Origin of the sequence: Actinoplanes campanulatus (assembly GCF_014647795.1) — a bacterium.
Lineage (GTDB): Bacteria > Actinomycetota > Actinomycetes > Mycobacteriales > Micromonosporaceae > Actinoplanes > Actinoplanes campanulatus.
Genome location: NZ_BMPW01000017.1, coordinates 144,477 through 168,146 on the forward strand (window position 1 = coordinate 144,477; position 23,670 = coordinate 168,146).

Sequence of the window (23,670 nt, forward strand, 5' to 3'; positions counted from 1 at the left end):
CGGCCGCCGGTTGTGCCCGGACCACCCCGGCCGATAGGTTGAGAATCCAATCTGCGGTGCGCTGAGGGAAATCCGGTGAGAATCCGGTGCGGTCGCGCCACTGTGAACCAGCCCCACGGGGCCGGTGAGTCAGGACGCTCACGCGCCGCAGGCCCCATCGATCGGGACGCGTCATCCCGTAGGAGGTTGATCCCGCCATGCCCAAGGCACAAGCGCTCACCACCCCCGCCGTCTCCACCAAACTGCTGGCCACCGCCGCCGGCTTCACCGGCATCATGCTGCTGCTGGCCTACCTCGTCGCCTTCGACCAGGGCGCCCTCTCCCAATCCGGCATGTACCTGCACGAACTCATGCACGACGGCCGCCACCTGCTCGGTGTTCCGTGCCACTGACCACCCCCGGCTACCCGCAACTGCTGCTGAGGGGACTACTCGCCGGGCTCATCGCCGGACTGCTCGCCGCAACGTTCGCCTACCTCGCCGGTGAACCGCACATCGACGCGGCCATCGCCATCGAGGAAGCCGGCGCGCCCGAAGGCGACGCCCTCGTCTCCCGCGACGTCCAGTCCGGCCCCGGCCTGTTCCTGGCCACCGGCCTCTACGGCATCGCACTCGGCGGCATCCTCGCCACCGCGTACACCGTCCTGCGCCGCCGCCTGCACACCGGCAGCGACACCACCGCCGCCCTCGGCCTCGCCGCGGCGGCCCTGACCGGCATCGTCCTCGTGCCCTACCTCAAATACCCACCCAACCCACCCGCCGTCGGCGACCCGGCCACCATCGACCAGCGCACCGCCGCCTACCTCGCCGCGGTCGCCCTCGGGCTGGTCGCCGTCTGGGCCGCCGCCCTCGCCGCCCGCACCCAAACCCACCCCTGGGCCCGCGCCACCGCCGCCGCGGCCGCCTTCGGAGTCGTCGTCACCATCGCCTACACCCTCCTGCCCACCTTCGACGAGGTGCCCGCCGACTTCCCCGCAACCCTGCTGTGGGACTTCCGGATCTCCTCACTCGGCACCCAGACCATCCTCTGGACCACCCTCGGCCTCGGCTACGCGGGCCTGCTCGCCCGGCTCGCCCACCGCACCGAAACCCCCGTCACTCTTCCGTGACCGGCCTTCGGCTGATCGCCGCCGGACACACCCGCGCACTACGCCGGGCCGTGTTCGGCGGCGACGACCCCCTCGACGACGCCGGCCGCAACATCGCCCGCACCCTGCGCATCCCCGGCAACGGCCCATGGATCAGCGCACCCTCCCGCGCCGCCCGCGAAACCGCCGCACTCCTCGGCGCCACCCCCGGCATCGACCCGGCACTCGCCGACCCCCGCTACGGCACCTGGACCGGCCACACCCTCGACCAGATCGACCCGGCCGACCTGCACACCTGGCTCACCGACCCGGCAGCGGCACCCCACGGCGGCGAATCCCACACCCAGCTGCTCACCCGCGCCACCACCTGGCTGCGCAGCCAGCATCAACCGGCACTCACCGCCGTCGCCCACCCCACGATCATCCGCGCGGTGCTGGCCGCCGCCCTCGACCTCCCGGCAACCGCCATCCGCCGCCTCGACGTCGCCCCACTCGCCGTCACGCGCCTCACCCGCCACCCCGACGGCTGGCACCTGCACCTGCCACAATCCACCTCGTGACCCTGCGCATCACCATCGACGACCTCACCGGCCCCGACATCGCCGCCCTCCTGCAACAACACCTCGACGACATGCGCGCCACCAGCCCACCCGACAGCAAACACGCCCTCGACCTCGACGGCCTCCGCACACCCGACATCACCCTCTGGACCGCCCACGACGGCCCCCACCTCGTCGGCTGCGCCGCCCTCAAACACCACGACCCCACCACGGCCGAAATCAAATCCATGCGCACCGCCACCACCGCCCAACGCCGCGGCGTCGCCACCACCCTCCTACAACACCTCATCACCCAAGCCCGCCACCGCCACTACACCGACCTCTACCTCGAAACCGGCACCGCCGACTACTTCGCCCCCGCCCGCGCCCTCTACCAGCGCTTCGGCTTCCGAACCTGCCCACCCTTCGCCGACTACCGACCCGACCCCCACAGCACCCACATGCACCTCACCCTCTAAACCCTTCTTGGTACGGACGACCCAGCCCCGCCGGACCACACCTCCCGCGGCACCACGCGACCCAGCTGCCCGCGCACGCCCGCGAGGCACCATCCGGGCTGAGCGCCCCCGGTCACCCTCACCCCAACCCCGCGCCGGGCCTCCCCTTCGTGCGGGTACCACCCGCAGAGACAAGGCGACTACACGAACCCCCGAGGGAACCACGCTTCAGGGGCATTGAGCGTCGCGCCCGTTCACGGTCGTCGATGGTCAGGGCGGTGGGTGGCGACTCGGGACGTGTTCTCCGAGGAAGAGCTGGTCCCGCGCGGAAACGTGGACACGGGTGGCGCACCTTCTCACCGAGCGGCGGCGGCAGGAGCTGGACCTGCTGCTGGTCGCGCCATCCCGGGACCTGGTGGGAGGATGGCGACTTCCCCCTCCACCACACCAGCGTCGGCTGGCAGTTGACCCACCCTCGCTACCCGACCTGACCGGCCGGGCCGTCGACGTCGGCCATCCGTACTCGTCAAGCACGGTCCGCAGCAGCCGGAACCACACACCGACGTGAACGGTGCCGCCGCGGCAGGGTGACCTGGCCGGTGGTGACGCCTTCGTGGGCACACCGGTTCATGACCTGGACTGCCGCGCTGGTGGAAATGGTCGCGGGCTCGGGGCGCCCCGGTAGTGCCGCACGGCGATGCCGGCGGGCAGCAGGAGGCATCCGTGTTCGGGGCGGCTGACCCCACTCAGTCACCGGAGATCCAGAGATATCCGCGCGCCCGGGTCGCCTCCTCTCACCGCAGCCGTGTTCATGGCCAGGATCACGGTTGACGGGGCTATCCCGAACGTTGGTCCCCGAGACCCGACGCGTGCCCGGTCAGTCGCGCCGAGTCGGGCAAGGCGAGGGCGTCGGCCGTACGTGCTGCCGTTGGCCCGGACGGCGACGCCGTCGCGGGTGAGTTCGTTTCGCGGTGATGGATCGGAGCTTCGGTGCAGAGGGCCGCGCGACGGTCCGTGAGCGTTGCTATGCGGAGGCTCTCAGGGGATCGAGGGCGGCCAGGATGAGGTCGAGGCCGAATATGAACTCCTCTGCCGGGTCGCAGCCGGCAGCGACGAGTGCCGCGGCGGACTCGTTGAGGTAGGGGAACTCGTCAGGAGGAAGCTGGGGCAGGAAGACGTCCTCGGTCATGTTCGCGAGTTCATCGGCGGTGTCGAACGGCAGGCTGGCTTCCTGCAGGGCGAAACCGTAGACATAGCTGTCGAGCAACCAGTTGGCGTGCGTCGCCATCAAGACCGGGAAGCCAGCCCTCCGTAGGCAGGCGGTGACCGCTTCGCGGTGGCGGAGGTTCGCGGGCCCGGGCGACGTCCGCGACTCCATCAGGCCGATCGCCCACGGGTGGCGTGCGAGAACCTGTCGGGCGGATACCGCCCGCCGTCGCATCGCTGACTGCCAGTCGGTCCCTTCGGGCGGGAGCTCGATCTCCTCGAACACCACGTCGATCATGGCGTCCAGCAACTCCTCCTTGTTCGCCACGTAGTAGTAGAGCGACATCGCGCCCGCGCCGAGCGCGCCAGCCAGCCGGCGCATGCTCAGCCCGTCGACCCCCTCACAGTCGGCGAGCCGGATCGCCTCGATCACCACCCGTTGCTTGCTCAACCCCGCGTCTGACGCGCCCTGGCGTTGCTTCCTCACAGACACGGGTCTCCTCGCTCCTCGAACGGCTTGACTATCGTACAGCGTACGAGCATAGTACGGCGTACGAAGTACAGCGTACGAGCAAACGGAGTCGCAGCTCGGACGTGAGGAGGCTCCTATGGGAACCGATCAGCGGCCGAACGCCTCCAGCGCGCCTGGTACCAAGGGCCGGTCCGGCCGGGGCGGCGACGATGCGGCCCGCCGTCCAGCACCGCTACGGCCTGCCCTCACTGCTCGAGTCGTCCACCGTCTGACGACCCGACCGACCCAACCCGTGCGCATGCACGCCCAGGCCTGCCGCCACTCCGCCGGAGGGACCGCTCCTCTTGAAAGAAGAACCGATGACCATCCGAACGAACACCCTGAACCTGCTGACAACCCGCCATCCGACTGAAACGAAGGAGTAAAAGATGAGATCACCGCAGAACACCGCCACCAGGCTAGCCCGCAGTTGGTTCGTTCCAGGCCGGCTCGTCGGCGCCGCGGCGATCGCGTTCGCGGTGTCGGTGGCGATAGAGAACGCGGTGCTGGCGGGAACGGGCGCGCCGACCTTCGGCGCTCCGATCGAGGAAGTGCTGGCCTACTACGCAGCCAACAAAGACTCGGTCGCGATCGCGTCCAGTCAGGTGGCCCTGAACCTGCCGCTGCTACTCGTGTTCGTGACCGGCCTGCACGGCCTCGTGGAGCGGCGCGGCGGAGCGGGCGCCGACTGGTCGCGCCTCACCTTGGCCGCTGGCGCGACGCTGTCGGCCATCTTCGTGCTTGTCAACGCCCTGCAGATCGGGCTCGCGCTCTCCGCCGGCGGGCTCGCCGAGCCGACGCCCGCGTTCGAACTCGTCTGGCAGGTCCACGCGGCGGCGTTCGCGCTGACGCTGCCGACGCTCGGCACCACCTTCATCGGCGCGGCCCTCGCCGCGCACGCGAGCGGGCTGACTCCGGCTTGGCAGCGCCTGCTGGGCCTGGTGGGCGGGAGCCTGCTGCTCGCCGCGGGGATCGGCAACCTCGCGATCGCCGACGGCTCGAAGCTGATCTTCGTCGGGCTCCTAGGGTTCGCCGCCTGGCTCGTCTGGCTGCTCGCGACCGGCGTGCGCCTCGTCCGGTCGCGAGCGAGATGAGGGCGGCGCCGACCGGTTCGCCGCCCCACGACGCTGACCAGCCTTACCGCTGGTTTTCACAAGATCGTTAGTTCTGACGCCTGCCCGCGTGGCGGGTGGTGGGCGAATCCGCTGGTGCGATCGGCGAGGCGTGGCTACGCTGCGCCGCAATGGCGAACCTGGTGCATCTCACTCCCGAGGACCGAGCGCGGCGAATCGTCCGCACCGGCGTTGCCGCACGCAGTCCTGGCCGCGCCGGTGAACGGGGCGTCTACTGCATGCCGTCACTCACCTCCTACACGCTCACCCACCAGTGGGTACGCGAGCTGCGCCGCTGGCACCCGGGCGTGCTCGCCGCCGTGGACCTGCGCATTTCCGACGACGAGCCGGTCCTGGTCGGCCGGTACAACCGGGAGCCGGAGCGCTGCCCGGCCGCGCGGGCCGTTGCCCTGGTGCGCGAGGCGGCCGATCCGCGTGGCTTCGAGATCTTCGTGCCCCGTGCGATCTCAGCCGGCGAAGTGCGTCGAGTCCGAAGCGTGGCGCAGGGCATCGGCTGGCGGCACAAACCGGACGCGCACGGCATCCGGCCGTGTACCTGTCCCGCCTGCATTCAACCCGGCACCCCCAAGGCGGCCCGACTACGTCGCCGCCTGCCGGACGAGGACCTCCGGCCCCGCAAGACCAAACCGGAGCTGATGGCGCAGCTGCACGGCGCGGCGACGGTGGAGGACGTCTGTGACGCACTGTGGGGACTCGGCACGCGCAGCCGGGGCGGCGCCGAAGAGCTCGAGTTTCTCGCCGACCACCCCGACCCGGACGTACGCGAACTGCTCTACGACGTACTGGAGTCCTATCGCGGCAAGGCCGCCCGCGAGTTACGGACCCGGCTGCTGAGCAACGCCGACTGGCTCTGACCTACCACGACGTCCGCGTCGACGAACAAGCGCGACGCCGCAGTAGCGCATCACCGCGGCACACAGCGTCCACACCAACCTCGTCCAGGGAAGTCCCCTGCCGTGCGAGCCCCCGTGGAACAACCGAAAGGAGTGATCCCGGCCGGGAAGACGATAGGCAACACCACCGGCCACCCGCCTTCATGGACACATGCCCTCCTCCCGCGCGCGACGAAGACTCATCGCCCTCGCCACCACCGCCGCAGGCCTGCTCATCGCCCTCATCGGCGTCCGCAGCCTCGACGACCTCACCTTCGAACTCAGCACCGAACTGGCCGCCACCGCCCTCGTCGCCGCCTTCTGGCTCCTCATCCGCCTGGCAGCCCCACCCCGCGCCACCTGCCCCCACTGCGGAAACCACGAGACGATCCTCCGCGCGGCCTCCACCACCGGACACCAGCAACACATCATCGGCCTCGTCGCCGTCGCCCTCGCCGGATGCTTCGGCCCCATACTCCTGATCGGCGGCTACACCGACCTCGACCAGGGCGACCGCGACAACGTGCCGCTCCTGCTCATCCTCGGCACGCTCACCGCGCTCGGCTTCACCGTCGGCCTCCGCTGGGTACGCCGTCATCGCCGCCGCCCACCGATCAGCTGCAAGAACTGCGGCTACCACTGGCCCACCACCACCCGCTGAACGCCACCGGCGAGACTCGCCGGTGGCGTTCACACCCGAATCAGACCCCGTCGAGCACCGGAATCAGCGCCTGCTCCTCGTAATCCAGATGCTTCTCCAGATCCGACGTCAGCGCATCCACCTCCACGGCCAGCGCCTCCCGCGACAGACCCGGATCCGCCAGCGCCGACCGCAACCGCGCCAACAGCCCGGCGACCACCTCATGCTCGTCCCGCAACCGCGCGATCGCCGGTCCCAACTCCGGGTACGCCTTCTCCAGCCCCGGGAACATCCCCTCGTCCTCCCGCACGTGATGACCGTGCAGATTCGCACACAGGGTCAGACAGTTCACCCGCAGCTGAGCACCCAGCACGGGACCCGAGCCCGCCACCTCTGCCCGGATCACCGCCAGCTCCCGGCGAAACGCGTCATGCACCACCCGCAACGCCTCACCCGGCGACGACGCGTTGAACCCCGGCGGCCCCGGAATCGCCGCCAGCGCCACCACCGGCAGCGTTCGCCCGGACTGCCGCTCATAATCGGCCCAGCCCTGCTCCTGCTCGACCGCACGAGCGAACGCCTCGTCCCGCTCCGCACCGGACAGCACCGTGGCGGTCGCCCGGTAGGAGAACGCCCCGTCCTCGACGGTGACGACCGGATCGGCCAGCAGGTTGTGCATCCACGCCGGATGACGGGGCGATCCGCCCGCCGACCCGATGACCAGGATCCGCTCACCGTCGGGCAGATACCCCAGCGGCACGGTGTGCCGGCGGCCGCTGCGGGCCCCGGTCGTGGTCAGCAGGATCAGGCGGGCGCCCTCGAACATGCCGCCGACGCGGCCGTTGTTGCTTCGAAATTCATCAATGATGGAAGTGTTGAAATCGTTTGGCATTATCCGCTTTCAAGAGTCGTGACCTGCAGGAACCGTAGGTACACGACACAGCGGCGGAGCACGGGCGGCAACAGGCGACCGTGGCGGCCGCCCGGCGCTCAAGCGTCAGCCGGGTGCCCCACTCGGTAATGGCCCAAGGCCGACCCGGCAGTCACGACGCCCACCCTAACCGATCCGATGGGTCGTCGGCGAAGCCGTCCTTTGTGTTTGTCTTGGGTGCGGCTTGCCGCACTACCTGTAGGCCATCCTAGGATGGAATGGAACTCTAGTAGACGATCTCCAGACCGTCCTCGTCGTCCCATCGCTCACCGACCCGCACGAACCCATAATCCGAGGCCAGCCGCCTGGACGGCTCGTTGTCCCACACCACCCGGTCACCCAGCCCGCACTGGCCGGATCCTCGTCTCCCACACGCCCCTGCATTCCGGGCCCGGCCGGATACGCCGACACCGCCACCGGACTGACCGCATCCGCCCCGCCCCGGTCCCCTGCCGCCAGAGCCCGGACCGGCCTGTCCAACAAACCCGCGAGTTCCCTGCGGGGGCGCAGCCCCTTGGCAACGTCCTGGCCAGGGGCTTTCGCATACAGCTCCCTCGATCGAGCGGGCCGACGTAACTTCGGGATTCCTGAGCCGACCGTGACACGCGACGACCACCGGCTACCCGCCCTCGACGGGCTCCGGGGCCTGGCCGCCCTGTACGTCGTGGTCAGCCACTGCCACCTGCTGGCCTTCCCCGGCTATCCCGCCGACACCGGTCCGGGCTGGCTCGGCTGGCTCATCCACGGCCGGCTCGCGGTCGTCGTGTTCATCGTGCTGTCCGGCTTCTCACTGGCCATCGCCCCGGCCCGCCGCGGTTGGCGCCTCGACGGCGTCCTGCCCTACGCCCGGCGCCGGGCCCGCCGGATCCTGCCCGCCTACTGGGCGGCCCTCACCGCCAGCACACTGATCGCGGCGGCCGTTCCCACCCTGCCACTGAGCGAATTACCGACCACGAAGTCGACGCTCGTCTACGGTCTGCTGCTGCAGGACCTGATCGCCGCGCCCGCACCCAACAGCGCGTTCTGGTCGATCGCGGTGGAAGCCATCCTGTACCTGCTGTTCCCGCTGCTGCTGCTCGCCCGGCGACAGCTCGGACCGGTGGCGACTCTCGCCGTGATCATCGCACCGGCCGTGGCCGCTGGCCTGCTCTGGCCGGGATGGTCCACCACGGCACGAGCGACGGGCTACACCCTGGAGATGGCCCCGCTGTTCACCCTGGGTGTGCTCGCCGCCGGGATCGTCGCCGTGGGTGAGCGGGCACGGAGCCTGCCCTGGCTGGGCCTGTCCGCGCTGGCCGCCAGCCCCGTGCTGACATTGATCGTCCTCCACGACTCGGTCTGGACGGTATCGCGCTACTACTGGCTGGACCTGGCCACCGGCCCGGCGATCGCCCTGTTCCTGGCCGCCCTGGCGACCCGCCGTCCGGCACGACTCATCCGGCTACTGCTCGTCTGCCGCGTCGGGTCACGCATCGGCCGATACGTGCGTTCGCCCAGGTCAGGGAGGCTAGATGTGTAGTGGCCGTGAACCCGGATGTGGTGGCGACGCCGCCAAGACCCGAACACCGGCCCGCCGCCCAGGATCTTGACTCTTTCGTCGGCGAAGCCGACTGGTACGGGTGCGGCTTGCCGCACTCCCTCTAGCGCATCCTAGGAAGATAGGCTATCGGGTGGACTCCACCACCTACGGTCGTGCCCATGATGCCGATCCAGGAAGAGGTCGAGGTCGACCACGCCGTGCTGCCTGTTCCGGAGGCCGCCGCGGCGAGCCCGTGGGCACTGATCACCGTCGCCGCGGGCGCCGTCGTCAGCGTGCTGCTCCGGCGGCGGCATCGCAGAACCTGACCGCCTGCCGAAGCCCGAACTCGCCTTGATGCGCGCCCGGCCCGTTCCGGGGACACCTCATCTCGCCTCACCCTGCGAGAATCAGTGACCACATCGAACGGAACGCCCGGCTCGGGCCACCGCGGTGGAAGGGGACCCATGGCTTCTGGCGAGACCGACATGCGACGGCGCCTGAAGTGGATCCCCGCTCCGCAGGGCGAGCCGGCCGTGATCCACCTGGCCGGTGAAGCCCGGGAGCCGACGTGGCTGCTCGCCGACACCACCGAGGGGATGCGCGTCTTCACCCCGCACGTCTGGACCCGGATCGAGTCCCTCGTCCGAACGGAGAACGGGCTCGGCCGCCACCGGCCCGGTTCCTGGCTGGTCTACCGGGTGGCAGATCAGCAATGGCCCGCACAGACGGCGGGCATCCGGCTCGCCCCGGACCAGGACGGCGCCCGGCGGGAACACGTACGCCCACGACGGCAGGTGCGGCACGACCTCCGGCACGCCCGGTCTCTGCCGTTGGATGAGCAGCTGACCGCCTGTGACCTGCACCGACTGCCCGTCGCCGGGAACGTCGGCTGGCACCTGCTCCCGGGCGAGCCGCTGCTCCTGCTGCTCCACCGGGCCGGCACCTCCGAGGTGGCCATCTGCTCCGGCGCGGCCCTGGTCCACTGGGATCCCACCCTCGTCCCCACGGACGCCCCCACGTCGTGGCCACGTGTGGACGACCCGCCTCAGCGGCACGCCATGAACGAACGGCCCTCGACCACCTGGCGGCAGGTCGAGGCTCCGCGGGGCCTGAACTGGGTCCGCGGCCGCCCGCCCGAACGGGGCGCCGACTTCCGTGGCGGCATCCGGGACGTCGAGGTGATCCACGAGCACTGCGCCGACGAGGAGCAGCACACGACCGGTGAGCGGGGGCGCTCCTGGGCGTACCCGGCACCGCACTTCCACACCCGCGACGGCAGCGTGGTCTGCACGCAGACGGACGCCCGCCGCGCCGATGAGCGGAACCTGCCCTGGCGTCAGTGGGAGCGGGCCGCCGACGAATACCAGACGAGGGCCGTCGAATACTGGACCAGCCACCCGTCGACCAGTCACCTGTGACGGCTCAGAATGCGTCCGCCCAGTCGACGATCACCTCGAACATCGGGGCGCGGCCCGCGAACATCGACTCCCAGTCGCGGGTGTCGTAGCCCCTGCCGCGCGGCTGGGCCGACCACGCCGACACCAGCATCCGCGGGGCCAGCCAGAAGTACTTGGCCGCGCCGGTGATCATCACCGCCTGGCGGGCCTGCCCCGACGACATGAGGTCGCGCATGCCGCGGGCATAGCCGTCGATCACCGCCTCGAGGACCGCCGGCAGCAGGGACACGTCCACGTGACCGTCCCAGAACGTGTCCAGCGCCAGGTTCGCCGCGTCCTCCCCCACGGCGCCGGGTCCCGCGTACGCCCAATCGAAGAGCACCATCCGCGGACCGGAACCGATCAGATTCATCGGCCACACGTCGTGATGACAGAGGGTGCGCGGCAGCGCGTCCGCGGCCTCGAGCAGCTCGTGCCGGCGCGCCCACAACCGCCGCAGGCCGGCGCGCAGCGCGGGCGGCCAGGCGGCCAGCGCCGCCGGATGATCCCAGTCCAGGTCGTCCGGGACCGGCTGGGCGAGGGTGTAGTCGCGCAGCCAGTCGCGGGCCAGCCAGTCGATCGCCGGCGGCCTACCGGCCCATCCGGCCTGCGCGGCCCCGAGACGGTACGCGAACTCGCCCAGCTCACCCGCACTCCACCGCATCCCGGCCGTGCCCTGGACGTCCTCCATCACCATGCCGATCCCGCCGTCGGCGTTCTCCGAGATGTCGTACAGCTCCGGCGCGGCGATCCCGGCGGACGCGAACGCGGTGGCGGCCAGCCCCGTCCCGTACGCCAACGGCTCACGCCGCCAGTAGTTGAAGTGCCCCGGCTCGTCACTGGCCGCCAGATGCGCGGCCGCCCCCGCACGCCGCGGTGTCACCACCTTGCGGACGCGCCCGCCCGCCAGCCGCCAGACGCCGCCGGTGACCTCGTTCGCCGTGCTGTGCCGCAGCAGTTCCATGCCCGGCATTCTGCCGAACGGCGAGCACGTTCACCGCCACCACGACGGCGATGCCGATCCACTCGTGCACGGCCGGCACCTGTCCGAGAAGGACCAGCCCGGCCAGGGCCGCGAACACCGGGTGCACGCTCATCACCACACCGAAGTGCCGGGCGGGGACGCGGCGCAGCGCGATCAGGTCGGCGGCGTAGGGCACCACCGAGCTCAGCACCCCGGCGCCGACCGCGAACAGCAGCGCCGTACCGGTCAAGCGTCCCTGCGCGACCAGCAGGACGATGACCGGCAGGTACATCAGCGCCGACACACTGGTGGCCGCGGCCGGCGCCTGCAACCCCGGAAGCCGTGTGCCGAGCAGCCGGTTGAGCAGGATGTACGACGCCCAGCAGCACGCCGCCAGCACCCCGCAGCCGATGCCCGGCCAGTCGCTGCTCCCGGACGGCAGCACCAGCACGTACACCCCGATGCCGGCGCCGGCCGCGCACAGCAGGTCGACCCGGCTGCGGGAGCCGGCCAGCGCCACCGACAGGGGGCCGAGGAACTCCAGCGTCACGGCCAGGCCCAGGCCGATCCGGTCGACGGCCGTGTACAGCGACAGGTTCATGGTCGCGAACACCAGCCCGAGCAGCAGCGTCGGCCACCACTGCGCCCAGGTGAACCGCCGTGGGTCCGGGCGCGCCACCGGCAGCAGGACGGCCGCCGCCACGAACTGCCGTACCGCCACCACCCCGGCCGGGCCGATCGCGCCGAACGCGTGCGCGCCGACCGCCGCGCCGATCTGGTTGCTGGCCGCGCTGCCCGTCATGATCGCCAGTCCGCCCGCCGTCGTCGTCATATCCCGCAGTCTCGGTAACAGCGGGCCGCGGCGGGAAATACGCTTCCCGGCGGATCTATACGCTGAGCGCATGGATCTGCAACTGCGTCACCTGCGGGCGCTCGTCACGGTCGCCGACACCGGCACGTTCACCGACGCCGGCGCCGAGCTCGGCGTGTCCCAGGCCGCGGTGTCGCGGGCGATCGCCGCGCTGGAGGAGGCGCTCGGCGTACCCGTGCTGGAAAGAACCACCCGCCGGGTCGCGCTGACCGCGACCGGAACCCAGGTCCTGGCCGGCGCCCGCCGCATCCTCGACGAGATCACCCACCTGCGGCGTCTCGCCGAGAGCCGGCGCGGCGAACTGCGTATCGGATACGCATGGGCTGCACTGGGCAAACACACCCGCCGCCTGCAGCGGGCGTGGGCCACCGGACATCCCGGCACTCCCCTGGTCTTCGTGCACACCAACACGCCCAGCGCGGGTCTGAGCGACGGCACCGCCGACGTGGCGGTGATCCGCCGCCCGCTCGACGACCCGCGTTTCGCGACCGCGCTGATCGGCGCCGAGACCCGCTGCGCCGCGGTCGCCACCGACAATCCGCTCGCCCGGCGCCGCACCCTGCACCTGCGCGACCTGGCGCGCTATCCGGTCGCCGTCGATGCGCGCACCGGAACCACCACCCTCGACCTGTGGCATCCCGGCCCGCAACCGGCGGAGATCCGCACCACGCACGGCGTCGACGAGTGGCTCACGCTGATCGCCGCCGGCCAGGCCGTCGGCGTCACGTCCGAGGCCACCGCCAACCAGAACCCTCGCCCCGGCGTCGCCTACCGCACGCTGCGGCAGGCGGCCCGCATCGACGTCCGGCTCGCCTGGTGGCGCGACGACCCGCCGGCCGGCCTCGACGACCTGGTCCGGCTCAGTCGCGCCGCTTACGCTTCCGGTCTTCCTTGAGGGGTACGCGCTGAGCAGGCCGTGAGATGGTCAGTCCGTTCGCCGAAGCCGGTCCGCGGCGTCGCGCAGGGCGGCGGTGACCCTGGCCGCGAACGCCTCGGCGGGTGGTGCCGCGGCGAACTGCTCACGCAGCGCATCGGCCTCGGCTCTGGCCCGTGCCCGGACCTCGGGGTCGGGTGCCGTCGAGCGGGCGGCCAGCGCAAAGGCCTCGCGCAGGGCGCTCGCCACCGCGGCCGGTGAACCGGCCAGTTCGTCCGGGTTCTTGCCGGTGCGAGCCGCGAGCCAGCTCACGCCGGGGCCGTGCCCGGTCATCACGCGCTTCCCAGGCCGAGCAGGTCGCGCGGCGCCAGCGTGCCCGCCGCCACCGCCCGCAGCTCCCCGGCCGTGGTTCGGGCGTGCCCGGCCTCCGGGTGTTCGGTCAGGTCCAGGCCGGTCGCGCAGGCCCACAGCTCGCCCCCGGTACGGTAGGCGACCACGCCGGTGCCGGCCAGCGCTCGGTTGAGGGCGGCGGTCTCCTCGTCGTCCAGGGTGACCAGGCGGCCGGGCCCGCCGAGCGCCGCCGCGGCGGCCAGGGCCTCGGCGTCGAGCGGGTTGCCGGTCAGGTCGAGACTCTGCAGCTCCGGCAAATCCAGCATGGCGCGCGCGTCGCGCAAGCGGTCGCGGCGGAGCACCACCACCCGCAGCCCCATACCGGACGCCCAGTTCACGTCGGCGAGATCGGAGTTCTCCACGGTCAGCACCCGCAACGCGGCCAGGCCGGACAGCGGACGGTAGTCACCGGCCGCGCAACCGATCAGCGACAAGGTCTCCAGGCCCGCGTACGCCTCGAGGCCGTCGAGCGACCGGGCGTGCGACACGACCAGATCGCGTACCTCGCCGGTGGGTGTGCCCGCGTCCAGCATCCCGATCGTGACCAGCTCGGCGACCGCCCGCTCGATGTCCGTCATCCCGCACCGTCACTTTCGGTCATGGCGTACGCCTCCGCGAAGTTCGCCTGGATGCGCTGCCAGTTCGTCCGTTGCCGGAGCGCGAGCTGGCCGACGGTCAGCTCGCGGTCCTCGCCGCTCTCCAGCCGGAACAGCATCCCGACCGGCTGGTTGAGGGCGGACTCCGGGATCGCCGCGACGCTGCCGTCCCAGACCCGGCCGGGAAGCTGGGACTGCAGGTGCCGGATGTAGCCCAGCGGGCCGAGGCCGTTCTGCGCGGTGAACTCGGCGCGCAGCCAGTCGTGGAACGCCTCGGTGCCGATCGTACCGACCATCTCGCTCGGGTCACCCAGCCGGCGGAACGCTCCGATGTGGCCCGACATCTGCACCGAGGTGACCGTGCTGTCGTCGCTGCTCGTGCCGCGCGGCGCCCGGCTGCTGGTGATGATCGGGGGGTGCAGCACGTACCGGGTGGGTGAGCGCAGCGTGTTCTGCGCGGTGATCCAGCGCAGCCCGTTGCGGATGTCGCCGGTGGACGCGGCGTTGATCGCCGCCTCGACCACGCGCGGGATGAAACCGGTCGTGATCCACTCGTGGTGGGCCGGTTCGACGTTACGGAACAGTCCCTTCACGTAGTTCTTGGTGGCCGCGCTCGCGTTCCAGACGGCCAGGAACTGCGACCAGGTGACGCCACCGGAGGTGCCGGGCGAGACCATCTGGCGCAGGAACGTCCCGATGCCACCGGCGACCATGATCGCGCTCTTGATCAGGGGGTTCACGGTGTCGCCGGGGATACCCAGGAACGAACCCCACCGGCCGCCGGCGGTGATGAAGCTCATCGTCTGGATCTGCTCGCGCAGGGCCGCGTTGTCGTCCGCCTTCACCACGTCGAGGCCGTGCCGTTTCATGCGGGCGACCGCGTCGTCGCCGAGCGCCCGGATGAACTCGCTCCGTACGGTGTGCGCGGGGTCCGGCGAGTCGGTCTCGAACGCGTGGTTCTTGAACGTGCCCGACGCGGCGCTGCGCGGGTTCGACTGGCTGCCGACCAGGAACCAGGGCAGCAGTTGCTGGTGGGTGCGGGACCGGCCGAGGTACGAGGCGCCGCTCGCCTCCTCGAGCAGGGCCCGCGACCACAGCGGCGTGGTGCCGTCCGGCACCAGCATCGGCCGGGTCACCGTCGATTCCCACTGGTCCTTGACGGTGGTCGCGTACGACGAGCCGTGCCCCTGGATGTTGGCCGCGATGTCCCGCAGGTACACGGCCGGGTCGCGCTCCTCGAACAGCTCGAAGACCTCGCGCAACAGGCCGGCCAGCGATCGCTGCCGCCCTTCCAGGGAGTTGTCGTCCGGTGGCTCGGTGGCGTCGGTGGGGTTACGGCCGGCCTCCTCGAACGCGGCGGCGAGCGCATCGGCGTCGGCGTCCAGCCGGGTGAGCGTCGCGTCCAGCTCGTCGAGTTTGGCCTCGGCTGCGGTACGCTCCTCGGCGCTCTCCATGCCGGACAGCCTGCCGCGCCATTCGGCGATCTTGTCGCGGATCGCCGTCGGCGCCGAGGCGACCATCAGAGTGGCGTCGTCGCCGGCCCGGTCGATCCAGGTGCGGTGGCTCTCGTGCGCGGCGCTGAACCGTACGGTCGTGCCGAGCTCGTCGTCGTTGTGGTGGCCGTCGCCCTCCTCCCCGCCGATGCCGAGGCGGCGCAGCAGGGCCCGGCCGCGCTCGGCGAGGAAGCCGATGACGCGGTCCAGCACCCGGTAGACCACGGTCTGCAGGCGGGTGATCACATCGGCCACCTCGCCCGGCAGCCCGCCCAGGTGCAGCAGGCCGGCAAGGAAGTCGATGACCGGCGGGATCAGCGAGGCGAGCGCGCGTTCGACGGCCGTGGCGAGCCCGCCGATGTTGCCGGCGATGACGTCGGCCATCCCGTTCACCACCGCCTCGACGAACCGGAAGACGCGCGCGGCGTTGCGGAAGATCCAGGAGCACACCTGGTAGATCAGGTCGATCGCCTGGGCGATGGCGCCGACCGGGTTGAGCATGCCGATGACCCGTACGACGACCTGCTGGATGAGGGTCTCGATCAGGTACTCGACGGCCGCCTCGAGGATCGTGTCGACGATGTTCTCCGCGGTGAGCTGCTCCTTGACCAGCTCGACCAGACCCTCCGGGCCCTTCTCGATCAGCACCGAGACGAGCTGCCAGGCCGCCTCGATGACCTCGACGGCGGTCGGGCCGATGTGGCGGACCAGGATCTCGCGTACCCGGGCCCAGGTGATGCCCATCAGCTGGAGGGCGAAGGTGAACAGCGAGCCCGCGGAGAAGTCGCGGGGCATCGGGATCGGCGTCTGCAGACCCGAGAACAGCCAGTCCCAGAACCCGCGCAGCACATGGGTGCCGAAGTTGTCGAAGAACTGCTGGAAGCCCTGCTTGACGCCGGCAACCAGGTTGTTGATGAAGTTCTCCGGATCGTCCGCGATGTCGGAGATGACCTGCTCGATCCGGGCGATCAGCGCCCAGAAGGCGGCCGGCGGGATGCCGACCAGCCGCAGCAGGCCGTTGATGATCGCGCGGACCGGGTCGTCGATGAACTCCTCGATCGCCGCGATCACTTGGCCGATGAGCCCGCCGGCCTCGTCCCGCCGCGCCTGCGCCTCGGCGTGCACCTCGTTGACCGCGGTGATCGCCCGCTGGGACACGTCCCTGACGAAGCTCGTCTGCGCGCCGGTGACCCGTTGGCTCAGGCCGTCGAGCATCCCGCCGAACCGGGCGCGCTCCTGCGCCGCCCACTCCGGGAACTCGGCCTCCATCTGCTGGAACGCCGTGTCGATCTCGGTACGGGCATGGCGGATCAGCGCCTGGGCCGCGGCGCCGACGCCGTTGACGTCGCTGGAGATGTCGAGGAGCAGCTCGCCGACGCCGTCGCCGAAGGCCCGTTCGGCCCGGTTGTACTCGTCGGTCACCCAGTCGGGCAGGCCGGCCACGTAGTCACCGACCGCGACGATCGTGCCGATCACGCCCTCGTGGCGTTCGTCGATCCAGCGCTCGACCCGGTCGAGCGAGTCGTGGAAGTCCTGCGAGAGCCGGGCGAGCCCGGCCTCCCAGCGCGCGATGGCCGTCCGGCCGAGCGGCTCGAGCAGCTGGTCGACCTGGCGCTGGGCGTCGTCGAAGATCTGCTGGGCGTGCCGTGACACCGACTCGCGGGTCTGTTCCTCGGTGCCGACCATCCCGGTCTGCCCGGCGCGGACCGCGGTGACGGTGCCGGACCGGGCAGACCGCATCGCGGCGACGGCCTGGAGCTGGAGCTGCGCCATGTCGGCCTGCGCCGAGTCGATGGCCTGCTGCTGCTCGGCCTGGATCTGCTGCGGGGTGCGCTGTGCCGCCTCGCCGAGCCCGGTCCGCGCGTCCCGGGCCTGCCCGAACGGCCCGTCCGGGATCTCCCGGGTCACCGGGGTGTCGATGCCGGAGCCGGCGATGCGCTGGTCGGTGGCGGCGACATCGGCGTCGAGCGAGGTGTTCTCCGGCGGGATCGGGTCGGGCGCGACCGATGCCGCGTCCACGCCCATGCCGGCCGATGTCGGGGCCGGCTGCGCGATGGGGGCGGGGGTGAGCGCCGGGGCGCCGGCCGGTGGCGTGGCCATCGCGTCGTACGCGCCGCTGACCTGGTTGACCTCGCCCTGGACCGAGCCGGTGACGGTGGCGCCGGCGTTCTGCGCCTGCCGCGTCGGATCGGTCTCGAGCAGCTCGTCCTCGTCCTCGGGGCGGTTCTCGCGGATCGCGGTGCGGATGCGGTCGACCAGTGCGACGATCTCCGGGCTGGGCGCCGGACGCTCCCCCAGCTCGGCGGCGAGTTGCTCGCGGGCCCGCGCGGCGGTCTCGGCGGCCGGCTCGGTGACGGCGCCGCGCGAGCCGGCTACGTCGGCGTCGGCTGACGGCAGGTCGCGCGCCGAGCGGGCGGCACCGCCGGCACCGGCCCGGACGCCGCCACCGCGCGCCGCGGCGGCGGGGGTCAGGTCGCTCGGCGGCTCGGGCATGATCAGCTCGACCGGCGGGCGCGTCTCGGCGGGAGCCTCCTCGGCGGCGACTGCCACGTCCGGAGTCGGCGTGGTCGTCTCCGGAGCCGGCGGGGCCGGTTCCTCCGCGGCCGGGGCGGGAACAGGCTCGGGCGCGGGCTGAGGTGCGGCCTCCGGGAGGCTCGGCGCCGGCGCCTCGGCAGCCGGCGCCGCTGCCGGGGATGGTGACGCCGGTCGCGCCGCGCCGGGCTCGCCCGTCACCGCGCCCACGAGACCGGCGAGGGCGGCCCGGATCGCGGCGTCGAGCACGCGGAGGGTGTCCGGGCTGTCGACGCCGTAGATGCCCGGTGCGAAGAACAGGTCGTCGTCCGTCACGAACGCCGGCGCGCCGGCCACCGGGACTCCCGCGTGCACTCGCAGCGGCGAGGTGTCCACGTTCAGCAGTCCCCGGTAGACCTCGGCGAGGCGCGGGCTGAGCGGCTCGCCCTCGGGAACCGCACCGGTCGGCAGGTGGATGTCGACGTGCGGGCCGTCGCGCCGCGCGTCCATCCCCTCGCGTGGGGTCCACGTGACGTCACCGGGCAGGGTTCGCAGGTCCATCGCGACGGCGGTGCCGCGCAGGGTGATCGCCGGCCCGGTGAGCGGTGCCCGGGGGCTCCAGCCCTCGACCCGCCAGCCGACCGTGCCGAGGTCGAGGCCGAGCAGCTGCACCCGGGCGCGCATCTCGACGGTGCCGTCGAGCGAGCCGTCCGGGCGGAAGCCGGCCCGGCCGGTGAGGTCCGCGAACGGCACCCGGCCGCTGAGCACGACCTGGCCGCCGGTCAGGCCCCACTCCCCCTGCACCGCCCGCAGGCCACCGGCGGTGACCCCGGTGAGCTCCACCACGGTCGCCTGCGCCGATGGGCGGGGCACGCTGGTCAGCAACCGCTGCGCGTCGGTGGCGCTGCGGGTGGCCGGCGCCGGCTCCGGACCGGCCCGGACGGCGGCGGTCATCGGGGCACCGTCCGGCCGGCCTTCTCGTACTGCCGGCGGATCCCGGTCAGCAGGTGCTCCTGGGTGACGACCCGGCCGTCGGCGGCGGCGAGGTAGGCGGCGTCCAGGGTGGCGTCGCGGATCTGGGCGCCGGTCAGCGGGTACCGCTGCGCCAGCTCGGCCAGTTCGACACCGCTGTCCATCGGCAGCGCGGACGGGGCCACGGCGGCCCAGAGCCGCTGCCGTTCACCCGGTCCGGGCTCGGGGAACTCGACCACGACGTGGATGCGGCGCAGGAAGGCCGTGTCGATGTTGGCGATCAGGTTGGTGGTCAGGACCACGATCCCGGTGTGCTGCTCCACCCGGGACAGCAGGTACGAGACCTCCTGGTTGGCGTAGCGGTCGTGCGCGTCGCCGACCTCGGTGCGGGCGCCGAAGATCGCGTCGGCCTCGTCGAACACCAGGATGCACCGCTCCCGCGCGGCCCGGTCGAAGACCTTGGCGAGCGCCTTCTCGGTCTCGCCGATGTACTTGGAGACCAGGGCGGACAGATCGATGAGGTACGCGGGCAGCCCGACCGTCGCGGCCAGCGCCGCCGCGGTCATCGTCTTGCCGGTGCCGGGCGGGCCGTGCAGCAGCGCGATCAGCCCGGCCGCGTTGTCGTGGTGCGCCCCGAAGCCCCACTCGTCGACCACGGTGCCGTGGTGCCGGATCCGCGACGCCAGCTCGTCGATCCGGGTCCGGGCCGCCGCCGGGAGCACCACAGCGGACAGCGTGTGCACGGTCTGCAACCGACGGGCCGGGAAGTCGGCCGAGGCGGCCGGTGCCTGCGGCGGCAGGCCGAGGATCCAGGTGACCAGCGCCGGATTCGGCCGCAGGGCGCCGGACAGGTCGTCGGGCGGATCGAGGGTGAGCATGCCGGCGGCGCGCAGCTTGCCGTGCGCGGAGAGCATCACGGTCGCGTCGAGGCGGCCGCGGAAGGACCGGGCCGCGATCGTCCGCGCCACCTCGCCGGTCAGCGCCGTCACTCCGGGCCGGTCGGTCAGCGCGCCGTAGAGGGCGGTGAACCGTTCGTCGGCGTACGGCGCGACCGCGGCCAGCAGCACGACGGTCTCGGCGGCGGTGAGGCCGGCGGTCGTGGCGATCTCGGCGAGCGGCCCGACCCCGTCGAAGCGGGACCGGTCGGGCAGTCCCTCGCCCGCGTCCTCGATGCCGAGCGGGCGGGTGGCCACGCCGTCCCCCCGCTCCTCGATGCGCACCCGGACCAGCGCCTCGAGCATCTCCAGGGCGGCGCGCAGCTCGAGGACCGGCCGGGGCGTCGCCGTCACGGCCGGAACCTCACCGACAGCGGCCGCGACCAGGGAAGCCTCAGCAGCCCGACCGGATAGGGCAGGCGCGGGAACACCACGTCGAGCGGGTGGGTGGCGGCGAGCAGCAGCACCGGGTCGCGGTCGGTGTCGACAAGGCCCCGCCGGGCGATCCAGGCACCGCGGATGAACGCCGGGGTGGAGCGCTCGAATCCGGGGATCAGCGCGGTGAACGAGGCGAGCACGCCGAGCGCGGACTGCGCCACCTCGGGCGCGTGGGCCGGCGGATGCCGCCGGCGCGGACCGGCGCAGATCGGGGCGGGCCGGCCGGCGAGCAGCCGCACCAGCGGGTCGTCGGCGAGGGTGCGGTCGTCCGGGTCGACGACGGCCGCGAGCGCCGCCTCGCGGACGTCGAGCGGGTCCAGTTCGGGGTGCAGCCCCTCGGCACGGCGGCAGTGCTCCGCCAGCCACGGATAGAGCAGCACGAGACCGGCCGCCCGGGTCACGGTGGCCAGGTCGACCGCGGTGGCGTGCGGGGCGGCGAGATCGGCCAGTCCAGCGACGGCGGCGAGCACCTCGGTCTCCCGCCGGGGCCGGTCGTCGGGCGTGGGAGCCGAGGTGGGCCCGGAGGGAAGGGGCGCCACCGGTGTGGGCGCCGGTGGATGGCCACCGTCGGCAGGTGAGGGCCCGTCCGTGGCGGGCGGCACGCCGAGAGCACTGCCCAGCCGGGTCATCAGAGCCACCCATTCCGGTGGCCCGGCCGCGGCCGCGACGGCCCTGGCGACCGCGGCGTCGGACAGGGTCAGCAGGGCCCGCGGCAGCGCATCGGCACCGCGGTGACCGCCGGCCCGGCCGGCGGCGGGATCGGCGGCAGCGGCAGCGGCGAGCCAGGCCCGGGCCGCGGCGAGCACCGTCGGCGCCCCGGTCACCGGCAGCGGCGCGTGCTCGGCGGCCGGTGTGACCGGCGTGACCGGGCGGCGGGTCCGGCCGTCGCCCGCGGCCAGCACGCGGGCCCGGATGGCGTCGGCCCACAGCACCGCCAGCGTCTCGTCGTCGCACCCGTCGATGTCGACCGCCAGGCGCACCTCGACCCGGTCGACGACGACGTCGTCCACATCGGCCAGGGCGCGGTCCAGTGCGGCGGGGAGCATCCGGGCCGCCACCCGCGCCAGCCGGCCCGCGTGCGGGCCGCGGATGCGCAGGATGCCGACCGCGACGTCGGTCATCCCAGTAGCCCGGACAGCTGCCGCAGCTGCGCGTCGAGCCGCTCGCCGAGGTCGGCGCCGGCCCCGGAGACCTTGACCATCTCGCTCACCGTGCCCAGCAGTTCGAGCGTCGCGGCACTGATGACCTGCGGGTTGTCGGTGGCGATCGCGGCCGAGAGCCGGGCCTGCGAGCGCTCGGCCACCGCCGTACGCTCGCGCAGGTCCTTGTTGGTGGCGCTGAGCTGCCGCATGGCGGCGATGGTGGTCTCGGTGAAGTCGGCGATGCCCTTGCCGACGGTGGCGTTGACGCCGGAGACGGACTTCCCGCCGACCTGGATCTTCTCCAGCAGCTCCACCTTGGCCTCCACGCCCGCGATGCGCTCCGCGTGCTTGGACACCTCGCTGACCTTCGACTCGACCCCGGAGATCCGCTCGCCGTGCTTGGACACCTCCTTGACCGTGGACTCGACGCCGGCGATCCGCTCGCCGTGGCCGGCCACCTCGCCGAACTGGGACTCGATCGTGGCGATGCGTTCACCGTGGCCGCTGAACTCGTCGTACCTCGATTCGACGGTGCCGATCCGGGCGCCGAAGCCGCCCTGGTCGAAGGCGCCGCCCTTGTACGCGTTGAAGTCCGTACGCAGTTGGCTGAGGTTGGTCCCGAGCCCGGTGAGGCCGGCCTGCATGGCGGCGAAGCGGCTCTCCACGGTGGCGCCGACGGCGCGCAGCTCGTCCGCGGCCGCCTTCGCCTCGGCGGCGGCGCCGATGGCCGCGGGCAGCGCGGATCCGACGTCGCGGGTGTTGCGAACCGCCGACACCCGCCCGGTGGCCACCACCGTCCCGGCGGAGTTCACGGTGAGGACGAGCGTGTCCGAGGGGCTGAAGCCACCCGCCGGCAGGTAGCCGGCGATCCGGCCCTCCTCACCGAGGTTGATGATCTTGATGTCGGCGACGCCGCGCTTGCTCTCGATCTCGGTGGCGAGCAGATCCTTGACCGCGCTGCCCGGATAGCCCACGTACCCGCTGACGCCGATGACGCCGTCGGCGAAATGGTTCCACCCCTCGGTGTCGTACACGATCCAGGGTTTGTCCCAGTGGGTGTCCGGCGGATTCCAGACCGGGACCAGCGGGTCGTCGATGAACACCTCGTGCCAGCGGTCGGGGATCTGCCGCGGCGGCATGTAGACGTGTATGCATCTCCCGCCGATGAGGACCGAGCCCTCGGGACAGAACCTCACCGGCGGCAGCGTTCCACCGCCGGCGGGCGGCGGCTGCGGCGGCGCGTACCCGGCCAGCAGGGCCTCGAGTTCGGAACGGTACCGGCCTGCGGGGTCGGTGCAGGTGCCGCCCAGGAACGCCTCGGTCAGCCCGCGCGGCGGCTCCCAGGCGTGCCGGTACCGGCAGTCGAACACCCAGTCGCCGCCGACCTGGCTCAGCCAGCCGAGGACGACGCCGGGGCGGGTGGTGGTGCGCTCGCCGGAGAGCCGCAGCAGCGCCTCGACCCGCAGCAGGTCGAGCGTCGCGAAGAGCACCATGTTGAGCCAGCCGGCCTTGTAGCCCTTGGCGCCCGCCAGGTCGGCGGCGGCGATGGAGGTGGCCTGCAACCTGGCGATGAGCCCGGTGGCGACCAGTGGGCTGGTGCCGTTGGTGAGCCGGGTCGCGATCGCGTCGCGCAGGGTGTTGTACGAGTTGACCGGCGTCGAGTCCAGGTTGAGCGCGACGGGTTGCGCGCTGAGCAGCGGGTCGGCCGAGAAGTCCATCCGGGTGCCGGTCACCCGCCCCGCGACGGTACGCAGGACGACGCCCCGGGTGTGCAGCTCGGCGTGCCCGGCGCAGCCCGCCTCACCGCAGTCGGGGACCGGCTCGATGGTGTCGCTCGCCTCCAGCACGACGCTGAAGCCACCCGGCACGGTCGTGATGAAGTCGTACGAGGGCGTCATGGTGGCCGGGGGCAGCGGGACGGACCCGGCCGCCGGCATCGGCAGCGGCTCACCGGTCTGGTCGACCGCGAGACCGGGCTGGATCGTCAGTGTCGATCCCGAGACGACACCGCCGAGGCCGAAGTTGACGCCGAAGCCGACCGCGCGGCCGACGAGCCGGTCCCGGCGGTACTCGTGCGCCCGCAGCAGGTTCAGGTCGGCCGCGGTCAGGGTCTGGCCGCTCGCGAAGACGGGGTACTGGTTGTCGGACATGC

At 72.2% G+C, this 23,670-nt stretch carries 21 protein-coding genes and 1 riboswitch; of the genes, 11 read left to right on the plus strand and 10 right to left on the minus strand.

Annotated elements, in window-relative coordinates; all coding sequences use genetic code 11:
- Positions 1 to 38: 38 nt before the first annotated feature.
- A riboswitch (adenosylcobalamin (AdoCbl) riboswitch) is annotated at positions 39 to 189 on the plus strand.
- Positions 190 to 197: 8 nt separating this feature from the next.
- Genes IEZ13_RS29890 through IEZ13_RS29905 form a run of 4 tightly spaced genes read left to right on the plus strand, consistent with a single transcriptional unit; the run spans position 198 to position 2,105 of the window.
- Positions 198 to 392 (plus strand): CbtB domain-containing protein, encoded by a 195-nt coding sequence (locus IEZ13_RS29890; protein ID WP_183224646.1) that lies wholly within the window; start codon positions 198 to 200, stop codon positions 390 to 392.
- Positions 383 to 1,108 (plus strand): CbtA family protein, encoded by a 726-nt coding sequence (locus IEZ13_RS29895; RefSeq protein WP_183224647.1) that lies wholly within the window; start codon positions 383 to 385, stop codon positions 1,106 to 1,108. Before IEZ13_RS29890 ends, IEZ13_RS29895 begins: the two co-directional genes overlap by 10 nt.
- Positions 1,105 to 1,647, plus strand: a complete 543-nt coding sequence (locus tag IEZ13_RS29900) for a histidine phosphatase family protein (RefSeq protein ID WP_183224648.1) — start codon at positions 1,105 to 1,107, stop codon at positions 1,645 to 1,647. The genes IEZ13_RS29895 and IEZ13_RS29900 overlap by 4 nt, the downstream gene beginning before the upstream one ends.
- Positions 1,644 to 2,105 carry a GNAT family N-acetyltransferase gene (locus tag IEZ13_RS29905; protein ID WP_229795203.1) on the plus strand — a complete coding sequence of 154 codons (462 nt, stop codon included), beginning with the start codon at positions 1,644 to 1,646 and terminating at the stop codon, positions 2,103 to 2,105. The genes IEZ13_RS29900 and IEZ13_RS29905 overlap by 4 nt, the downstream gene beginning before the upstream one ends.
- Before the next feature lie 1,003 nt (positions 2,106 to 3,108).
- Here the strand turns inward: IEZ13_RS29905 and IEZ13_RS29910 are convergent.
- Positions 3,109 to 3,723 carry a TetR/AcrR family transcriptional regulator C-terminal domain-containing protein gene (locus tag IEZ13_RS29910; RefSeq protein WP_229795204.1) on the minus strand — a complete coding sequence of 205 codons (615 nt, stop codon included), beginning with the start codon at positions 3,721 to 3,723 and terminating at the stop codon, positions 3,109 to 3,111.
- 467 nt (positions 3,724 to 4,190) lie between these two features.
- Between IEZ13_RS29910 and IEZ13_RS29915 the strand changes: the two genes are divergently transcribed.
- From IEZ13_RS29915 to IEZ13_RS29925, 3 genes are all read left to right on the plus strand, one after another.
- Positions 4,191 to 4,895: a hypothetical protein gene (locus tag IEZ13_RS29915; RefSeq protein WP_183224651.1), complete on the plus strand. Its 705-nt coding sequence runs from the start codon at positions 4,191 to 4,193 to the stop codon at positions 4,893 to 4,895.
- A 149-nt stretch (positions 4,896 to 5,044) separates the two neighbouring features.
- Positions 5,045 to 5,788, plus strand: a complete 744-nt coding sequence (locus IEZ13_RS29920) for a HEAT repeat domain-containing protein (protein ID WP_183224652.1) — start codon at positions 5,045 to 5,047, stop codon at positions 5,786 to 5,788.
- Positions 5,789 to 5,978: 190 nt separating this feature from the next.
- Complete coding sequence (locus tag IEZ13_RS29925) at positions 5,979 to 6,467, plus strand: hypothetical protein (RefSeq protein ID WP_183224653.1); 489 nt, start codon at positions 5,979 to 5,981, stop codon at positions 6,465 to 6,467.
- Between the two features lie 40 nt (positions 6,468 to 6,507).
- Here IEZ13_RS29925 and IEZ13_RS29930 read toward each other — a convergent pair whose 3' ends face one another.
- Entirely contained in the window at positions 6,508 to 7,338 is an 831-nt protein-coding gene (locus IEZ13_RS29930) for a nitroreductase/quinone reductase family protein (protein WP_183224654.1), read from the minus strand.
- A gap of 637 nt (positions 7,339 to 7,975) precedes the next feature.
- Between IEZ13_RS29930 and IEZ13_RS29940 the strand changes: the two genes are divergently transcribed.
- From IEZ13_RS29940 to IEZ13_RS29950, 3 genes are all read left to right on the plus strand, one after another.
- On the plus strand, positions 7,976 to 8,896 hold the full coding sequence (locus IEZ13_RS29940) for an acyltransferase family protein (RefSeq protein WP_183224655.1): 921 nt from the start codon (positions 7,976 to 7,978) through the stop codon (positions 8,894 to 8,896).
- 179 nt (positions 8,897 to 9,075) lie between these two features.
- Positions 9,076 to 9,222: a hypothetical protein gene (locus IEZ13_RS29945; protein WP_183224656.1), complete on the plus strand. Its 147-nt coding sequence runs from the start codon at positions 9,076 to 9,078 to the stop codon at positions 9,220 to 9,222.
- Between the two features lie 159 nt (positions 9,223 to 9,381).
- The gene (locus tag IEZ13_RS29950; protein WP_183224657.1) at positions 9,382 to 10,314 is read left to right on the plus strand and encodes a hypothetical protein; all 933 of its coding nucleotides are present in this window, start codon (positions 9,382 to 9,384) and stop codon (positions 10,312 to 10,314) included.
- 4 nt (positions 10,315 to 10,318) lie between these two features.
- Here the strand turns inward: IEZ13_RS29950 and IEZ13_RS29955 are convergent, their stop codons facing one another.
- Positions 10,319 to 11,287, minus strand: coding sequence for a phosphotransferase family protein (locus IEZ13_RS29955; RefSeq protein WP_372441891.1), 969 nt, complete (start codon positions 11,285 to 11,287; stop codon positions 10,319 to 10,321).
- The gene (locus IEZ13_RS29960) at positions 11,169 to 12,128 is read right to left on the minus strand and encodes an EamA family transporter (RefSeq protein ID WP_229795208.1); all 960 of its coding nucleotides are present in this window, start codon (positions 12,126 to 12,128) and stop codon (positions 11,169 to 11,171) included. Before IEZ13_RS29960 ends, IEZ13_RS29955 begins: the two co-directional genes overlap by 119 nt.
- Positions 12,129 to 12,198: 70 nt before the next feature.
- On the opposite strand from IEZ13_RS29960, the gene IEZ13_RS29965 reads away from it, so the two are divergent.
- On the plus strand, positions 12,199 to 13,062 hold the full coding sequence (locus IEZ13_RS29965; RefSeq protein ID WP_183224659.1) for a LysR family transcriptional regulator: 864 nt from the start codon (positions 12,199 to 12,201) through the stop codon (positions 13,060 to 13,062).
- A 30-nt stretch (positions 13,063 to 13,092) separates the two neighbouring features.
- Here IEZ13_RS29965 and IEZ13_RS29970 read toward each other — a convergent pair whose 3' ends face one another.
- The 6 genes from IEZ13_RS29970 to IEZ13_RS29995 are packed head-to-tail and all read right to left on the minus strand — an operon-like array spanning position 13,093 to position 23,668.
- The gene (locus tag IEZ13_RS29970; RefSeq protein WP_183224660.1) at positions 13,093 to 13,374 is read right to left on the minus strand and encodes a hypothetical protein; all 282 of its coding nucleotides are present in this window, start codon (positions 13,372 to 13,374) and stop codon (positions 13,093 to 13,095) included.
- Positions 13,374 to 14,009 carry a leucine-rich repeat domain-containing protein gene (locus tag IEZ13_RS29975; RefSeq protein WP_183224661.1) on the minus strand — a complete coding sequence of 212 codons (636 nt, stop codon included), beginning with the start codon at positions 14,007 to 14,009 and terminating at the stop codon, positions 13,374 to 13,376. Before IEZ13_RS29975 ends, IEZ13_RS29970 begins: the two co-directional genes overlap by 1 nt.
- Positions 14,006 to 18,985, minus strand: a complete 4,980-nt coding sequence (locus tag IEZ13_RS29980; protein WP_183224662.1) for a phage tail protein — start codon at positions 18,983 to 18,985, stop codon at positions 14,006 to 14,008. The genes IEZ13_RS29975 and IEZ13_RS29980 overlap by 4 nt, the downstream gene beginning before the upstream one ends.
- Positions 18,982 to 20,292: an ATP-binding protein gene (locus tag IEZ13_RS29985; protein WP_183224663.1), complete on the minus strand. Its 1,311-nt coding sequence runs from the start codon at positions 20,290 to 20,292 to the stop codon at positions 18,982 to 18,984. Before IEZ13_RS29985 ends, IEZ13_RS29980 begins: the two co-directional genes overlap by 4 nt.
- Positions 20,289 to 21,497 (minus strand): contractile injection system tape measure protein, encoded by a 1,209-nt coding sequence (locus IEZ13_RS29990; protein WP_183224664.1) that lies wholly within the window; start codon positions 21,495 to 21,497, stop codon positions 20,289 to 20,291. Before IEZ13_RS29990 ends, IEZ13_RS29985 begins: the two co-directional genes overlap by 4 nt.
- Entirely contained in the window at positions 21,494 to 23,668 is a 2,175-nt protein-coding gene (locus IEZ13_RS29995) for a hypothetical protein (RefSeq protein WP_183224665.1), read from the minus strand. The genes IEZ13_RS29990 and IEZ13_RS29995 overlap by 4 nt, the downstream gene beginning before the upstream one ends.
- Positions 23,669 to 23,670: the final 2 nt, after the last annotated feature.

Excerpts from the sequence above, each read along its gene's own strand:
- IEZ13_RS29965 (WP_183224659.1), top strand. The coding sequence starts at position 12,199 with ATGGATCTGCAACTGCGTCACCTGCGGGCGCTCGTCACGGTCGCCGAC.
- IEZ13_RS29950 (WP_183224657.1), top strand. The coding sequence starts at position 9,382 with ATGCGACGGCGCCTGAAGTGGATCCCCGCTCCGCAGGGCGAGCCGGCC.
- IEZ13_RS29975 (WP_183224661.1), bottom strand. The coding sequence starts at position 14,009 with ATGACGGACATCGAGCGGGCGGTCGCCGAGCTGGTCACGATCGGGATG.
- IEZ13_RS29960 (WP_229795208.1), bottom strand. The coding sequence starts at position 12,128 with ATGACGACGACGGCGGGCGGACTGGCGATCATGACGGGCAGCGCGGCC.
- IEZ13_RS29995 (WP_183224665.1), bottom strand. The coding sequence starts at position 23,668 with ATGTCCGACAACCAGTACCCCGTCTTCGCGAGCGGCCAGACCCTGACC.
- IEZ13_RS29920 (WP_183224652.1), top strand. The coding sequence starts at position 5,045 with ATGGCGAACCTGGTGCATCTCACTCCCGAGGACCGAGCGCGGCGAATC.
- IEZ13_RS29945 (WP_183224656.1), top strand. The coding sequence starts at position 9,076 with ATGATGCCGATCCAGGAAGAGGTCGAGGTCGACCACGCCGTGCTGCCT.
- IEZ13_RS29930 (WP_183224654.1), bottom strand. The coding sequence starts at position 7,338 with ATGCCAAACGATTTCAACACTTCCATCATTGATGAATTTCGAAGCAAC.
- IEZ13_RS29925 (WP_183224653.1), top strand. The coding sequence starts at position 5,979 with ATGCCCTCCTCCCGCGCGCGACGAAGACTCATCGCCCTCGCCACCACC.
- IEZ13_RS29890 (WP_183224646.1), top strand. The coding sequence starts at position 198 with ATGCCCAAGGCACAAGCGCTCACCACCCCCGCCGTCTCCACCAAACTG.
- IEZ13_RS29980 (WP_183224662.1), bottom strand. The coding sequence starts at position 18,985 with ATGACCGCCGCCGTCCGGGCCGGTCCGGAGCCGGCGCCGGCCACCCGC.
- IEZ13_RS29990 (WP_183224664.1), bottom strand. The coding sequence starts at position 21,497 with ATGACCGACGTCGCGGTCGGCATCCTGCGCATCCGCGGCCCGCACGCG.
- IEZ13_RS29970 (WP_183224660.1), bottom strand. The coding sequence starts at position 13,374 with ATGACCGGGCACGGCCCCGGCGTGAGCTGGCTCGCGGCTCGCACCGGC.
- IEZ13_RS29915 (WP_183224651.1), top strand. The coding sequence starts at position 4,191 with ATGAGATCACCGCAGAACACCGCCACCAGGCTAGCCCGCAGTTGGTTC.